Genomic DNA, 14,246 nt, shown 5'->3' on the forward strand with positions numbered 1-14,246 from the left:
GTTCACGCGGATCGTCGTGTGAGAGGGGCTCCAAGCTGGGAGCGAGCGTGCTCGATAGCGTGCGTGGGGTGATGGGTGTGGCCGGCGCGTGTGCGTTCGGCTTGCTCTTGGGTCTCGGCTTCGCGTTCCTGTCCCGCTTCGCTGTGTCATTCATCCGCCCAGGCAGGGTCTACGTCGGGCTCGCGGTCATCTCGTCCCTCACGTTCGTGCGTCTGGTCGTGTACGCTGCAATGCTTGCTGCCTGCTCGGCGATCGCTCCGGGCGTCATGGCGCCATTCGGCATCAGTCTTGTGACGGCGTTCCTCGCCACCACGGTGGTCGAGGGCATCCGCGAGATCCGGTCCGTTTCGTCAGGCATCACCGCGTAGGAGGGAGTGCTGCAGGTGTCAGCGCCAACCGCATCGGCAGACCCGTTGAACGCAGGCATCGAGAAGCTCATCCACGAGCTGTCGGTCCTGCCGCTCAAAGGCGAGCACATCGGCATCGCCGAGAGCTACAACCCCGCTCGCTTCACTTTGACGAACTACACCTTCTGGATGCTCATCGCTTTGGCGCTGACGGTCCTGTTCTTCGTCGTCGCGTCCCGAAAGCCGAAGTTGGTGCCGAGCGGCATCTACAATGTCGCGGAAGCGGGCGTCGCGTTCGTGCGCGACAACCTGTGCGCTGAAGTGATGGGGCCGGAGGGTCGGAAGTACTTCCCCTTCGTGGGAACGGTGTTCTTCTTCGTGCTGTTCAACAACCTCCTCGGCAATGTCCCTCCCGCGCTGCCGGGGACCGGCACGCTCGGAACCACGTTCATGTGGGGTTTGATCGTGTTCACGGTGTACAACGGCATCGGCATCAAGAAGAACGGCCTGTTCCGCTACATAAAGAGCTTCATCCCGTCAGGGACTCCAGGGTGGCTTGCTCCCTTCATCTTCGTGTTGGAGATCATCTCGCACTTCTTGCGCCCGATCACGCTGGGCATCCGTCTGTACGCCAACATGTACGCTGGCCACATCATGCTCGGCGTGTTCGCGATCTTCATGGCCATCGCGATCGAGCACGTTGCTGCCACGAGCTTCGTGGTGCTGCCGCTGTCGTTCTTGATGCAGGTCGTGCTGCGCGGTTTCGAGCTGTTCGTGGCCGTGCTGCAGGCGTACATCTTCGCCATCCTGACGGCCGTCTACATCAACGGCGCGCTGCACGCGTCGGAGCACTAAGAAGGCAAGGCCGCCGCGCGTCGTGCGGCGTCAGAACCGTGGGAACAGACACCGCCGGGAGGTCCGGACGGTGCGCGAACAGGAGGAGGAAGTCGTGATCGGTTCGCTGTCAGTCTTGGGTGCAGGTCTCGCCTTCGGTCTGGGCGGCATCGGCGCCGCGCTCGGCATCGGCATGATCGGCTCGAAGACGATCGAGTCCATGGCCCGTCAGCCGGAGATGGCCGGCCGTCTGCAGACCACGATGTTCATCGCGCTCGGCATGACCGAGGCCATCGGCCTGCTCGGCTTCGTGCTCGCATTCGTCCTGCAGGGCGTCAAGTAGCCGACGCAACGATCCCGGGAGGTAGGGACGCGTGGAGAAGATAATCCCGCTTGGCGTAGAGCTCTACGTCAACCTCGCCGCGTTCGTCGTCCTGTTCGTGCTGCTGTGGAAGTTCGCCTTCCCGCCCATCACGAAGATGCTCGACGAGCGGGCCGAGAAGATCCGCGAGTCGCTCGAGAAGGCGGAGGACACGCGCATCGAGGCCGAGCGCCTGCTGGAGGAGTACCGGCAGCAGATGGCCGAGGCGCGCCAGGAGGCCGCCAAGATCATCGAGCAGGGCCGGACCGTGGCCGAGAACATGAAGGCAGAGATCATCGCGAAGGCCCGCGAAGAGGCCGAGGCCGAGAAGGCCAAGGCGCTCGAGGCGATCAAGGCGGAGCGCGCAGCTGCGCTCGCTGAGCTCCAGGCCAAGGTGGCCGAGCTGTCTGTCGCTGTGGCCGGCAAGATCCTCGGCGAGCGGCTCTCGCCATCGGAGCATGAGGCCCTCATCGAGCGCTACATCGCAGAGGTGGGCAGCCTGGATGAGCGCTAGCGAGTCGGTCAGCACCTACGCGCGGGCCCTGTACGACCTCGCTGCGGTGTCTGACGCGTTCGACGCCGTGGATGAAGGTCTCAAGGCGGTCGTGAAGGCCGTGCGTGGCAACGTCGATTTGCGCGAGGCGTTCCTCGACGCCGGCGTTCCGGCGGAGAAGAAGCGCGAGATCGTGCGCGCCATCTTCGGCGACGCTGTCGTGCCCGAGGTGGTGGCCATTGCGGGCCTCATGGTCGAGCGTGGCCTCACCGACCTGCTCGGTCAGGTGTCGAGCGAGTACGAGCGCCTCTTGGAAGAGAAGCGCGGTGTTGTCGTCGCAGAGGTGACCACGGCTGTGCCGCTTTCGGACGCCCTGCGCGCCCGGCTCGTCGAGAAGCTTGCGGCCGCCACGGGCCGTACGGTCTCGCTTCGTGAGCACGTCGACCCGGCAATCGTCGGCGGCATCGTCATCAAGGTGGCCGGCCGCGTGCTCGACGGTAGCGTGACCACGCAGCTGCGCGAGCTCAGGCAGGTCCTTTCTACAGCACGCCAAGGAGGTGACGCATAGCGTGGTCGAGATCAGTGCATCACGCATCGACGAGGTCTTGAAGGCGCAGCTCGCCTCCTTCAAGCCGTCTGTCGACGTTCGCGAGGTGGGAACGGTCATCCAGGTCGGCGACGGCATCGCGCGCGTCGAGGGACTGAAAGGCGCGATGGCCGGCGAGCTGCTCGAGTTCGTGTCGAGCAGCACCGGTCGCGTCGTCATGGGCATGGCGCTCAACCTCGACCGTGACGAGATCGGCGCCGTGCTGATGGGCGAGACCTCGCTCATCAAGGAAAACGACACGGTCCGCACGACGGGCCGTATCATCGAGGTCCCGTCGGGGCGCGGCTTCTTGGGCCGCATCGTGAATCCGCTGGGCGAACCGCTCGACGGCAAAGGCCCCATCGAGGCCGAAGGGTACCGCCCCGTGGAGTTCAAGGCGCCGGGTGTCATCGAGCGCAAGGGCGTGCACGAGCCCTTGCAGACAGGCATCATGGCTATCGACGCGATGATCCCGATCGGCCGTGGACAGCGCGAACTCATCATCGGTGACCGTCAGACGGGCAAGACCGCCGTCGCTATCGACACGATCATCAACCAGAAAGGCAAGGACGTCATCTGCGTCTACGTGGCGATCGGCCAGAAGGCCTCGACTGTCGCCGGCGTCGTGGAGACGCTCGAGGCGTACGGCGCCATGGAGTACACGATCGTCGTTGCGGCGAACGCGTCCGACCCAGCACCGCTCCAGTACATCGCGCCGCTCGCGGGTTGCGCGATGGGCGAGTACTTCATGTACACGGGCAAGGACGGCAAGCCGGCAAGTGCCGAGAACCCCGGACGGCACGTGCTGTGCGTGTACGACGACCTGTCCAAGCAGGCCGTTGCGTACCGCCAGATGTCGCTCACGCTCCGCCGTCCTCCGGGACGCGAGGCGTATCCGGGCGACATCTTCTACCTGCACAGCCGGCTGCTCGAGCGCGCGGTGAAGCTGAACGACGCCAACGGCGCTGGCTCGCTGACGGCCCTGCCGATCATCGAGACCCAGGCCGGCGACGTATCGGCCTACATCCCGACGAACGTCATCTCCATCACCGACGGCCAGATCTTCTTGCAGACGGACCTGTTCTACCAGGGCGTCAGACCTGCCATCAACGTCGGCATCTCGGTGTCGCGCGTCGGCGGCAACGCGCAGATCAAGGCCATGAAGCAGGTCGCCGGCTCGCTTCGTCTCGACCTTGCGCAGTACCGAGAGCTCCAGGCGTTCGCGCAGTTCGGATCGGACCTCGACAAGGCCACGCAGGCGACGCTCGCTCGCGGTTCGCGCCTGGTGGAGCTGCTCAAGCAGGGCCGCTACGTGCCCATGGCCGTCGAGGACCAGGTCATGGCGATCTTCGCCGGCACGAAGGGCTACCTCGACCGCGTCGAGGTGAGCGACGTGCTGCGGTTCCGCGCAGAGTTCCTGCAGTTCGTGCACAGCGCGTATCCCGAGATCCCGCAGGCCATCGCTGCCGAGAAAGTCATCTCCGATGCGACCGCTGAGAAGCTGTCGGCGGCCCTCGAGGAGTTCACCGCGCAGTTCACCGGCGTGCAGGAGAGCTAGATGCCGAACCTTCGCGACATCAAGCGGCGCATCTCCTCGGTGCAGAGCACGAGGCAGATCACGCGCACCATGGAGATGGTCGCGACCGCCAAGATCAAGAAGGCCCAGGAGCGCATCGAGTCTGCGCGTCCCTACGCGCTCTCGATGATGGAGGTCCTCGGCAACGTCGCGCGGTACGTGCAGGGAGCGACGCATCCGCTGCTCGAAGAGCATCCCGAGCAGAAGCGCATCGCGATCATCTCGCTCACGTCCGACCGCGGCTTGTGCGGGGCGTTCAACGCGAACATCCTCCGTCTGACGGAAGAGCTGATGCGCAAGGCCGCTTCAGAAGGCGCCGAAGCGGACGTCATCGCCGTTGGCAAGAAGGCGTTGAGCTACCTGAAGTACCGCGGGGTGCAGCCGGTAGCCGAGTACCGCGACATCTCGGACAAGCCGACATACGCCCACGCGCGGGACATCGCAGCGCGGATCATCGCGGCGTACTCGGAAGGCCGTATCGACGCCGCCTACGTGGTGTTCAACCGGTTCAAGAACGTGGCGGAGCAAAAGGCCGAGGTTCATCAGCTGCTCCCGATCGAGCGCAAAGTGGTCGACGTCGATGAGGAGCCGCTCGGGCCGAGGCCCGAATACCTCTTCGAACCGTCGCCAGCGGCCGTGCTGGAGAAGCTCCTGCCGACGTACGTCGAGACGCTCGTCTATCGGGCCTTGCTGGAGAGTGCCGCTTCCGAGCAGGGCGCGCGCCGGGTGGCGATGAAGTCGGCAACGGACAACGCGGGCGAGATCATCACGACGCTCACGCGCAGCTACAACCGTGCGCGTCAGGCGTCGATCACCAACGAGATCGCCGAGATCGTCGGCGGCGCAGCCGCCTTGGAGGAATCGTGATGGCAACTTCGAAGGAGAAAGAAGCGCCTATGAACGTCGGACGAGTCGTTCGCGTCATCGGCCCGGTCATCGACGTCGAGTTCGCGCCGGAGTCGATCCCTGCGATCTACAACGCGCTCACAGTGGACGCCGAGAGCCCGATCGGGCGCATCCGCTTGGTCGCCGAGGTGCAGCAGCACCTGCCCGGGAACATCGTGCGGGCCGTGGCGATGTCGTCGACCGACGGGCTCACTCGTGGCGCCGAGGTCATCGACACCGGCAGGCCGATGATGATGCCCGTGGGTCCTTCGACCCTCGGCCGCATCTGGAACGTCGTGGGCGAGCCGGTCGACGGCATGCCGATGCCTGAGGTGGAGGACTACTACCCCATCCACCGTGAGGCGCCGGAGTACGAGGAGCTCGAGCCGAAGACGGAGATCTTCGAGACCGGCATCAAGGTCATCGACCTCCTCGAGCCCTACATCAAGGGCGGCAAGACCGGCCTGTTCGGCGGCGCTGGCGTCGGCAAGACGGTCATCATCATGGAACTCATCAACAACCTGGCCCAAGAGCACGGCGGCACGTCCGTCTTCACGGGCGTGGGCGAGCGCACCCGCGAAGGCACCGACCTGTACAACGAGATGTCGGAGTCGGGCGTCATCAACAAAGCGTGCCTCGTGTACGGCCAGATGAACGAGCCGCCCGGCGCCCGTCTGCGCGTGGGGCTCGCCGGCCTGACTGCCGCCGAGTACTTCCGCGACCAGGGTCAAGACGTGCTCCTGTTCATCGACAACATCTTCCGGTTCACGCAGGCCGGATCCGAGGTATCGGCGCTCCTCGGCCGCATGCCGAGCGCTGTCGGATACCAGCCGACGCTCGCAACGGAGATGGGCGAGCTGCAGGAGCGCATCACCTCGACGAAGAAGGGCTCCATCACCTCGGTGCAGGCGATCTACGTCCCGGCCGACGACCTCACCGACCCGGCGCCCGCCACGGCGTTCACGCACCTGGACGCGACGACCGTTCTGTCGCGTTCGATCGCTGAGCTCGGCATCTATCCGGCCGTCGATCCGCTCGCGTCGACCTCGCGCGCGCTCGACCCTGAGATCGTCGGCGAGGAGCACTATCGCGTGGCGCGTGCGGTGCAGCAGGTGCTGCAGCGCTACAAGGACCTCCAGGACATCATCGCCATCCTGGGCATGGACGAGCTGTCGGAAGAGGACAAGCTGACCGTCGCGCGTGCCCGCAAGATCCAGCAGTTCCTCTCGCAGCCGTTCCATGTGGCCGAGCAGTTCACCGGCATGAAGGGCAAGTACGTCAAGCTCGAAGACACGATCCGCGGGTTCGACATGATCGTGAAGGGCGAGTGCGACGAACTGCCTGAGCAGGCATTCCGGTACAAGGGCGGCATCGAAGAGGTCTTCGAGGCGGCCGAGCAGACGAAAGCGGCGGTGTAGTCCGGGATGGCCAAGACCCTCCTGTGCGAGATCGTCACGCCGGAGCGCATCCTGTACACCAACGAGGTGGAGATGGTGATCGCTCCGACTCCGGACGGCGAGATCGGTGTCCTGCCGCTGCACGCGCCGCTGGTCACCCTGGTTGCCCCGGGCGAGCTGCGCGTTCGGTACAACGATGGCAAGGACGTGGAGTGGTTCGCGGTGTCCGGAGGCTACCTGCAGGTGCACGAGGACAAGGTCATCGTGCTCGCCGACGACGCTGCCATCTCGTCGCAGATCGACGTGGAGCGCGCACGCCGCGCCAAAGCGTTGATCGAGGAGCGGATGAGAGAGCTCAAAGAGCGGCCCGCGGACGTCGCAGAGGAGATCGCGTCGTGCGTCGCCGACCTCGAGTGGTGCGAGGTCCAGATCAGAGTCGCTGAACGACGAGCGTGACGCTGCACGGTCCAAGACGGGGCGTCTTCGGACGCCCCGTTCGCGTTACGGGAGCGGATGCCGGCGCGTTGCGGGAACGCAACCAGAACCTGTACGCTTCTTCAGGTTCGTCTACGGGTATGTCGTCCTGTACGCCCGTCGATTCCGAGGAGTCTTGGCGAATGTCCCGCGCGATCCACATAGCAGGCGGCAGAGCCCTTCGCGGAACAGTCACGGTGAGCGGCGCGAAGAACGCCGTCTTGAAGCACATGGCCGCTGCGATCCTGGCCGAGGGCGTGTCGACGTTCCATCGCGTCCCGCGCATCGCGGACGTCGAGGTGATGTCCGAAGTGCTTCGCAGGCTCGGGGCGGACGTGCGCTTCGAGGGCGACACGGCGTTCATCGACACGACCTCGATGGACTCGTTCGAGGCGCCGTACGACCTTGTAGCCACCATGCGCGCCTCGATCCTCGTCCTCGGGCCGCTCGTCGCGCGCTTCGGCACGGCGCGAGTCGCGATGCCGGGCGGCTGCAACATCGGCTCCCGGAAGATCGACTTGCACCTCAAAGGCCTCCAACAGCTCGGCGCCTCCATCTCGAGCGAGCACGGCTACATCGAGGCGAGCGCGCCGACAGGGCTTTCCGGAGCGCACATCTTCTTGGACTTTCCGAGCGTCGGTGCGACCGAGAATCTCCTCATGGCAGCAGTCAAAGCGCGCGGCACGACCACGATAGAGAACGCCGCTCGCGAACCGGAGATCCAGGACCTCATCGCGCTTCTTGGGGCCATGGGAGCTCGTATCGAAGGTGCAGGCACCTCGACGCTCGTCGTCGAGGGCGTGCCCGAGCTCCGCCCGGCGGAGCACACCGTGATCGGGGACCGCATCGAGGCGGGAACGATGCTGGTGGCAGGTGCGCTTGCCGCCGAGTCGTTGACGGTCGAAGGTGCGGACCCGGCGCACCTCGAGCTCGTGCTCAGCAAGCTCGCGGACGCCGGTGTGCCGGTGTCCGTGGACGGGGCGCGGATGACGGTGGCAGGCCCGGGCCGTTTCGCGCCCGTCGATGTCGCCACGCTGCCGTATCCCGGCTTTCCGACCGACATGCAGCCGCAGTTCATGACGCTGCTGTCGCTTGCCGACGGCGACAGCGTCATCACCGAGAACGTGTTCGAGAGCAGGTTCATGTTCGCCGACGAGCTCCGCAGGATGGGCGCCGACATCACGATCGACGGGCATCGGGCGATCGTTCGGGGCGTGAAGCGGCTCTCGGGGGCTCCGGTCAAGGCGCCGGACTTGCGAGGGGGTGCCGCGCTGGTGCTCGCGGGGCTTGTGGCCGAGGGGGAGACTCTGGTGGGCGACACCTACCACATCGAGCGCGGATACGAGGACCTGGTCGGGAAGCTGGCCGCGGTGGGCGCTGCCATCGAGTGGGTCGAGGCCGAGGGAGGAGACGTCGGTGCTCACGCGTGAAGAGATCGCCTGCATCCTACCGCACAGGGACCCGTTCTTGCTCGTCGATCGTGCCGAGGACGTCGTGCCGGGCGAGAGCGCGACCGGGTACCTCGACGTGTGCGAGGACGCCTTCTGGGTGCCGGGGCACTTCCCCGGGTACGCGGTGATGCCCGGTGTGCTCATCGTCGAGGCGATGGCGCAGGTCGGTGCTCTGGCGCTGCTCTCGCTGCCGGAGAACCGCGGCCGGATCGCGCTGTTCGCAGGCATCGACGGCGTGCGCTTCAAGCGCCAGGTGCGCCCCGGCGACACGCTCCGCATGGAGGTCCGCATCACGAGGTCGCGCGGAGCGCTCGGGTTCGGTGAGGCGCGCGCCTACGTCGGCGAGGAGCTCGCCTGCAGCGGCAAGCTCATGTTTGCGATAAAATCCTAAGGTTCGCGTCGTCTGCAGCTCCACTCGACGGAAGGGAACACGATGGGGCTTCTTGAGCGTCTACAGGACGGTTCGGCCGTGCTCGGCGTGGTCGGCCTGGGGTACGTCGGCTTGCCGCTTGCCGTGGAGATGGCGAGCGCCGGCCACACGGTCATCGGGTTCGACGTCTCCGCGGAGAAGGCGGGCTCGGTGAATGCGGGCGTGAGCTACATCCCCGACGTCTTGAGCGAGCGGCTCGCTCCGCTCGTGAACGACGGTCTCATCCGTGCGACGACCGACTTCTCAGACGTCTCGCAGTGCGATGCCATCGCGATCTGCGTGCCCACGCCGCTTGACGAGATGAAGGAGCCCGACACGTCGTTCATGGAGGCGGCCGCGCGGTCGGTGGCTCCGCACCTGAAGCCGGGCACGCTCGTGACGCTCGAGTCGACGACGTACCCTGGAACGACCGAAGAGGTCATCCAGCCGATCTTGGAATCGGGCGGCCTGAAGGTGGGGGAGACGCTGTTCTTGGCGTTCTCGCCTGAGCGTGTGGACCCGGGCAATCCCGTGTACCAGACCAAGAACACGCCGAAGGTCGTGGGCGGCGTCACGCCGGCGTGCACAGAGCGGGCCGTGGCGATGTACTCACGGTTCATCGACACCGTCGTGCCCGTCTCGACGACGCGCGCGGCGGAGATGACGAAGCTTCTCGAGAACATCTTCCGCAGCGTGAACATCGCGCTCGTCAACGAGCTTCTGCAGCTGTGCGAGCGGATGGGCATCGATCTGTGGGAGGTCATCGACGCGGCCAAGACCAAGCCGTTCGGCTTCATGCCGTTCTACCCCGGTCCGGGTCTCGGCGGGCACTGCATCCCCATCGACCCCTTCTACCTCTCGTGGAAGGCGCGGCAGTACGACTTCCACACGGAGTTCATCGAGCTTTCCGGCAAGGTGAACGAGTCGATGCCGTACTACGTCGTGCGCCGGCTCATGGACGCCATGAACGAGCACCTTCGGATGCCGCTCAACGGCAGCCGCGTGCTCGTCGTCGGAGTCGCGTACAAGGCGGACATCGACGACATGCGCGAATCCCCGGCTATCAAGGTCATCGAGCTTCTTCGCGCGAAGGGCGCGGACGTGGTGTACCACGACCCGTACGTGCCCGAGCTCGTTGTAGACGGCCTCGCCGTTCCGCATGTGGCCCTCGACGCAGGGACGGTGAGCTCGGCAGATGCGCTCGTCGTCGTCACCAACCACTCCAACGTGGACTACGGGCTTATAGCCGAGCATGCGCGCCTGGTGCTCGACACCCGTAACGCCATGCGCGATCACCGCACCGAGCGGGTGGTGCTGCTGTGAGCGCCGCGCCGCTCCGCATCGGCATGGTCGGCTACGGGTACTGGGGGCCGAACATCGTCCGCAACCTCGCGCGGCTCGCCTCGGCGGAGCTCGTCGCGCTGTGCGATGCCTCCGAGAAGAACCGCGCGCGGTTCGAGGCCGCATACCCCGGCGTCACGCGAGACGTCCCCCCGAAGACCGTCGTGATGGGCGTACCAGCACGCGCCGTGCGTTCAGTGCCAGACGAAGAGCTGTTGGAGAACCAGTAACGCGACCGTGACGCCTTGTCGCCCGCGGGCGGCGGCGTGCGACAATGACGTGTCCCGAACGGTGCGTAAGGAGCGTCAAGACGTGGGTGTCCCCCTGCTCGACTTGAAGAGCCAGTACCGCGAGCTCAAGACGGAGCTCGACGCAGCCTTCGCTGAGGTGATGGAGAACGCCGCGTTCATCGGCGGCCCGAAGGTGACGGCGCTGGAAGACGCCATCGCGGCGTACGTCGGCACCGCGCACTCAGTGGCGTGCGGCAACGGCACCGATGCGCTGTTCTTGATCATGGCCGCGCTCGGCATCGGCAAGGGCGACGAGGTCATCACCACGCCGTTCACGTTCTTCGCGACCGTGGAAGCGATCGTGCACACCGGCGCGACGCCGGTGTTCGTCGACATCGAGCCCGGCACCTACAACATGGACGTGGCGCAGGTCGAAGCGGCCATCACGCCGCGGACGAAGACGATCCTGCCGGTGCACATCTTCGGTCAGTGCGTCGACATGGACCCGCTGCTCGAGATCGCCGACCGTCACGGCCTCATCGTCGTCGAAGACGCGTGCCAGGCCATCGGAGCGACCTACAAGGGCAAGAAGGCAGGCTCGCTCGCTCGTGCCGCTGCCTTCTCGTTCTTCCCGAGCAAGAACCTCGGTTGCGCGGGAGACGGCGGCATCATCACCACCGACGACGAGGCGCTTGCCGCCGCATGCCGCACGATGGCGCAGCACGGGACCACGAAGAAGTACTTCCACGACTCGTTCGGCGTGAACTCGCGCCTCGACGCGCTGCAGGCCGCGATCCTGCTCGTGAAGCTCCCGCACCTGGACGCATGGAACGACCAGCGTCGTGCGGCAGCTGCTGTCTACGACGAGCTGCTGGCGGACGTCGCTGGTCTTGAGCTTCCGGTCGTGCGCGAATACGGCGATGCGGTGTTCCACCTGTACATCGTCAAGGCGGCCGATACCGAAACGGCGGAGCGCGTGATGCGCGCGCTCAACGAGGCCGGCATCGGGACGGCGCTGTACTATCCGCTTGCGCTGCACGAGCAGGAGGCGTTGGCCAAGCTTCCCGGTTTCCAGCGGCCGTTCCTCCCCGTTGCGGAGTCGTGCGACGGCCGGACGTTCGCTCTGCCATGCTACCCGGGCATCACCGTGGAGCAACAGCGCGAGGTCGTACGCGTTGTGGAAGAGACGCTTGGGGCGTGAGCCGGACGGCCGCACGCGAAGCAACGAGGAGTCAGGAGCACCGTGCCAGCTGAAGGGTACAGGCGGTCCGATCGGCATAAGAAGAAGCGAGGCGCCTCGCTGCGAAGCGGCCGCGCCGCTGTTCCTGCTCGACCTATCGTCGAGCCAGCACCGCGGATGCGCGTGCACGAGGTGCAGCGCAAGCGAGCGCTCAAGCGGAGGCTTGCGATCGCTGCGGGCGTGCTCGCGCTCATCGTGCTCGGCGTTGCGGCCTACGGGCTGATATGGTTCCGGAGCCTCGACCGGCGTATCAGCAAGGCGGCGCTCGCTGACAGCAAGCTGCAGCAAGCGCTCGACAAGCCGAAGCAGGATCATCTCGAGCCGTTCACGGTGCTGATCACGGGCAGCGACGCGAGGCCCCGCGACACTGCGTCACGCGCGGACACGATCATCGTCGCGCGCATCGACCCGAAGGCCAAGAAGGTCTGGCTGCTGTCCATCCCGCGAGACATGCGCGCTGAGATCCCTGGCTACGGTGTCGGGAAGATCAACGCCGCCAAGTTCTACGGCGGAGACGCGCTGCTCGTGGAGACGATCAAGAACGAGACCGGTCTGGAGGTCAACCACTACGTCGACATCGGGTTCAAAGGGTTCGTGAAGGCCGTCGACGCCATCGGTGGCGTGTGGGTGGACGTCGACACGCCGATCGACGACTGGAGAGCGGACATCTCGCCGTTCAAGACGGCCAAGAAGATCGAGCCAGGTTACCAGCTTCTGGACGGATACCACGCGCTCGTGTATGTGCGAAGCCGCGCCTTCCCGGACGCAGACTTCACCCGCATGCGTCACCAACAGACGTTCTTCAAGGCGCTCGCCAAGCAGCTCGCCAACCCGAGCGGCATGGTGAAGCTGCCGGCTGCGATCACGGCGATATCCGAGTACATGACCTCGACCTTGCCCGCTGGCGAGATCGTGCGCATCGCCCGATCGCTGCAAGGCATCTCGCCTGACGACATCGACGCGGCGACCATCCCTGGTACGTGGAAGAGCCCGTACGTCTACCCTGACAAAGAGAAGATGCGGCAGCTTGTCGAGGCGATGAATGCGGGCAGGCCGTTCGAGAGCACGCCCACGGCAGAGCCGGTCGTTCCGAGCCAGGTGAGCGTGACAGTGCGAAACGGCGCCGGCATCTCGGGTGTGGCAGCCTCTGCCGCCGACGTCCTCAAGCGTGCGGGTTTCAACGTCGTCGAGGTCGGGAACGCGAATCAGTTCGTGTACGACCGGACGCTCGTGGTCTACGCGACGGATGCCGCGAAAGCCAAGGCAGAGGCGGTGGCAGCGGCGCTGCCCGTGGCAGACCTGGTGCCGTCTCGGGGGATGTACTCCTTCAAGACCGACGTGCTCGTCGTGGTCGGCAAGGACTGGGCGTCCGCTGCCACGACCTCGACCGCTCGCTAGCGGCTTCCAGCCGCGTCTTTCAAGACGGCCAGCACCTGGTCAGCCAGGTCGTCGCGCGAGAACCGCTCCTCGGCAAGCTTCCGTGCGTTGCGGCCCATCTGTTCGAGGCGATCGCGGTCGGAAGCAAGCTTCTCGAGCGCGTCGGCCAGGGCGATGCCGTCACCCGCCGGCACGTACACGCCGCAGTCGTGCTCTTCGACGAGCGCGCGCGTCCAGCCGTTCGAGTTGACGATCATCGGGCGTCCCGAGGCAAGCCCGTCGAAGAACTTGTTGGGCGAGTTCGTCGCAAGGATCGGCACGTCGGCGAACAGCGTCATCAGCACATCTGCAGAACGCGTGAGAACCGGGACGTCCTTCTTGGGGAGCGAGCCGACGAGGCGTACGTTCGGAAGCCCGTCGGTCAGCTCCTTGAGCTTCGGCAAGCACTTGCCGTCCCCCGCGATGACGAAGACGATGTCATCGCGTCCACGCTCGTGCAGGGTGCGCGCAGCTTCTGGCACCTGCGCCTCGACAGCGTTGGAGGGCCCGATCGCGCCGGCGTACCCGACCACGAAGGCGCCCTCGGGAACGCCGAGCGATGCCAAGAACCCGTGGTCTTTCGGAGCGGGGTAGAACAGGTCCAGGTCCGACGAGTTGGGAACCATGTGGACGCGCTCAGGAGGCACGCCCTCGGCGAGCACGCCGTCTGCCATGCCGGGAGACAAGGCGATGACGTGCTTTGCGTGCCGGTACAAGAAGCGTTCGAGACGCTTGGCTGCGCGTGCAAGGAGGCCGTTGCGCTTGAGGGCTCCCATTTGGATGGCCGCTTCAGGCCAGAGGTCTCTCACCTCGAACACGAACGGGGTGCGGGTCAGTGCGGAGGCGACCCATCCTGGGATGCCCACGGTGAGCGGCGTCGAGGTGGCGAACACGACGTCGTGCTTGCCGGAGGTCACGGCGAGGAACGTCGCGCCGATCGTGAACAGCAAGAACGACCACATGCGGCGCGCGTACCCCATGTAGTTCGAGTAGCGAACGCGAACTGACCGGATGCGGATGCCGTCGATGAAGCCCTCGCACAGAAGCCGCTTGTCGAACTCCTCAGGCAGGCGAGACGAGCTCGTGATGACGGTGACCTCGTGTCCCTCGGCGATCCATCTCCGGGCGAACTCGTACGACCGGATGAGTCCGAGCGAGGACTCACGGGTGGCGAAGAACTGGTGGATGTACAGTATCCGCATCGCC

16 protein-coding genes are annotated in these 14,246 nt (G+C 65.8%); 15 read left to right on the forward strand and 1 reads right to left on the reverse strand.

Features of this window, described 5'->3' with window-relative positions; all coding sequences use genetic code 11:
• The first annotated feature begins 47 nt into the window (after positions 1 to 47).
• The 15 genes from MX659_RS04065 (at position 48) to MX659_RS04135 (ending at position 13,022) form a co-directional block, all read left to right on the forward strand.
• Positions 48 to 368 carry a hypothetical protein gene (locus MX659_RS04065; RefSeq protein WP_267192182.1) on the forward strand — a complete coding sequence of 107 codons (321 nt, stop codon included), beginning with the start codon at positions 48 to 50 and terminating at the stop codon, positions 366 to 368.
• Positions 369 to 383: 15 nt separating this feature from the next.
• Positions 384 to 1,202 (forward strand): F0F1 ATP synthase subunit A, encoded by an 819-nt coding sequence (gene atpB, locus MX659_RS04070; RefSeq protein WP_267192183.1) that lies wholly within the window; start codon positions 384 to 386, stop codon positions 1,200 to 1,202.
• Positions 1,203 to 1,296: 94 nt separating this feature from the next.
• Complete coding sequence (gene atpE / locus MX659_RS04075; RefSeq protein WP_267192184.1) at positions 1,297 to 1,524, forward strand: F0F1 ATP synthase subunit C; 228 nt, start codon at positions 1,297 to 1,299, stop codon at positions 1,522 to 1,524.
• Positions 1,525 to 1,555: 31 nt separating this feature from the next.
• Positions 1,556 to 2,056: a F0F1 ATP synthase subunit B gene (gene atpF, locus MX659_RS04080; RefSeq protein ID WP_267192185.1), complete on the forward strand. Its 501-nt coding sequence runs from the start codon at positions 1,556 to 1,558 to the stop codon at positions 2,054 to 2,056.
• Positions 2,046 to 2,603, forward strand: coding sequence for an ATP synthase F1 subunit delta (gene atpH, locus MX659_RS04085; protein WP_267192186.1), 558 nt, complete (start codon positions 2,046 to 2,048; stop codon positions 2,601 to 2,603). The genes atpF and atpH overlap by 11 nt, the downstream gene beginning before the upstream one ends.
• A gap of 1 nt (position 2,604) precedes the next feature.
• Positions 2,605 to 4,179 carry a F0F1 ATP synthase subunit alpha gene (gene atpA / locus MX659_RS04090; protein ID WP_267192187.1) on the forward strand — a complete coding sequence of 525 codons (1,575 nt, stop codon included), beginning with the start codon at positions 2,605 to 2,607 and terminating at the stop codon, positions 4,177 to 4,179.
• Complete coding sequence (gene atpG, locus MX659_RS04095; protein WP_267192188.1) at positions 4,180 to 5,064, forward strand: ATP synthase F1 subunit gamma; 885 nt, start codon at positions 4,180 to 4,182, stop codon at positions 5,062 to 5,064. It abuts the gene before it with no gap.
• A 29-nt stretch (positions 5,065 to 5,093) separates the two neighbouring features.
• The gene (gene atpD / locus MX659_RS04100) at positions 5,094 to 6,500 is read left to right on the forward strand and encodes a F0F1 ATP synthase subunit beta (protein WP_267192189.1); all 1,407 of its coding nucleotides are present in this window, start codon (positions 5,094 to 5,096) and stop codon (positions 6,498 to 6,500) included.
• A 6-nt stretch (positions 6,501 to 6,506) separates the two neighbouring features.
• A complete protein-coding gene (gene atpC / locus MX659_RS04105) occupies positions 6,507 to 6,935 on the forward strand; it encodes an ATP synthase F1 subunit epsilon (protein ID WP_267192190.1) in 429 nt (142 codons plus the stop codon).
• A gap of 161 nt (positions 6,936 to 7,096) precedes the next feature.
• A complete protein-coding gene (gene murA, locus MX659_RS04110; protein WP_267192191.1) occupies positions 7,097 to 8,383 on the forward strand; it encodes a UDP-N-acetylglucosamine 1-carboxyvinyltransferase in 1,287 nt (428 codons plus the stop codon).
• Positions 8,370 to 8,795, forward strand: coding sequence for a 3-hydroxyacyl-ACP dehydratase FabZ (gene fabZ, locus MX659_RS04115; RefSeq protein WP_267192192.1), 426 nt, complete (start codon positions 8,370 to 8,372; stop codon positions 8,793 to 8,795). The genes murA and fabZ overlap by 14 nt, the downstream gene beginning before the upstream one ends.
• 42 nt (positions 8,796 to 8,837) lie before the next feature.
• A complete protein-coding gene (locus tag MX659_RS04120; RefSeq protein ID WP_267192193.1) occupies positions 8,838 to 10,136 on the forward strand; it encodes a nucleotide sugar dehydrogenase in 1,299 nt (432 codons plus the stop codon).
• Complete coding sequence (locus MX659_RS04125) at positions 10,133 to 10,384, forward strand: hypothetical protein (protein ID WP_267192194.1); 252 nt, start codon at positions 10,133 to 10,135, stop codon at positions 10,382 to 10,384. Before MX659_RS04120 ends, MX659_RS04125 begins: the two co-directional genes overlap by 4 nt.
• 82 nt (positions 10,385 to 10,466) lie before the next feature.
• On the forward strand, positions 10,467 to 11,585 hold the full coding sequence (locus MX659_RS04130; RefSeq protein ID WP_267192195.1) for a DegT/DnrJ/EryC1/StrS family aminotransferase: 1,119 nt from the start codon (positions 10,467 to 10,469) through the stop codon (positions 11,583 to 11,585).
• Between the two features lie 162 nt (positions 11,586 to 11,747).
• The gene (locus MX659_RS04135) at positions 11,748 to 13,022 is read left to right on the forward strand and encodes an LCP family protein (protein ID WP_267192196.1); all 1,275 of its coding nucleotides are present in this window, start codon (positions 11,748 to 11,750) and stop codon (positions 13,020 to 13,022) included.
• Here MX659_RS04135 and MX659_RS04140 read toward each other — a convergent pair.
• On the reverse strand, positions 13,019 to 14,242 hold the full coding sequence (locus tag MX659_RS04140) for a glycosyltransferase family 4 protein (RefSeq protein WP_267192197.1): 1,224 nt from the start codon (positions 14,240 to 14,242) through the stop codon (positions 13,019 to 13,021). The two genes, MX659_RS04135 and MX659_RS04140, sit on opposite strands and share 4 nt — an antisense overlap.
• Positions 14,243 to 14,246 lie beyond the last annotated feature (4 nt).

The sequence above is a fragment of the Parvivirga hydrogeniphila genome (assembly GCF_023371205.1).
Classification (GTDB): domain Bacteria; phylum Actinomycetota; class Coriobacteriia; order Anaerosomatales; family Anaerosomataceae; genus Parvivirga; species Parvivirga hydrogeniphila.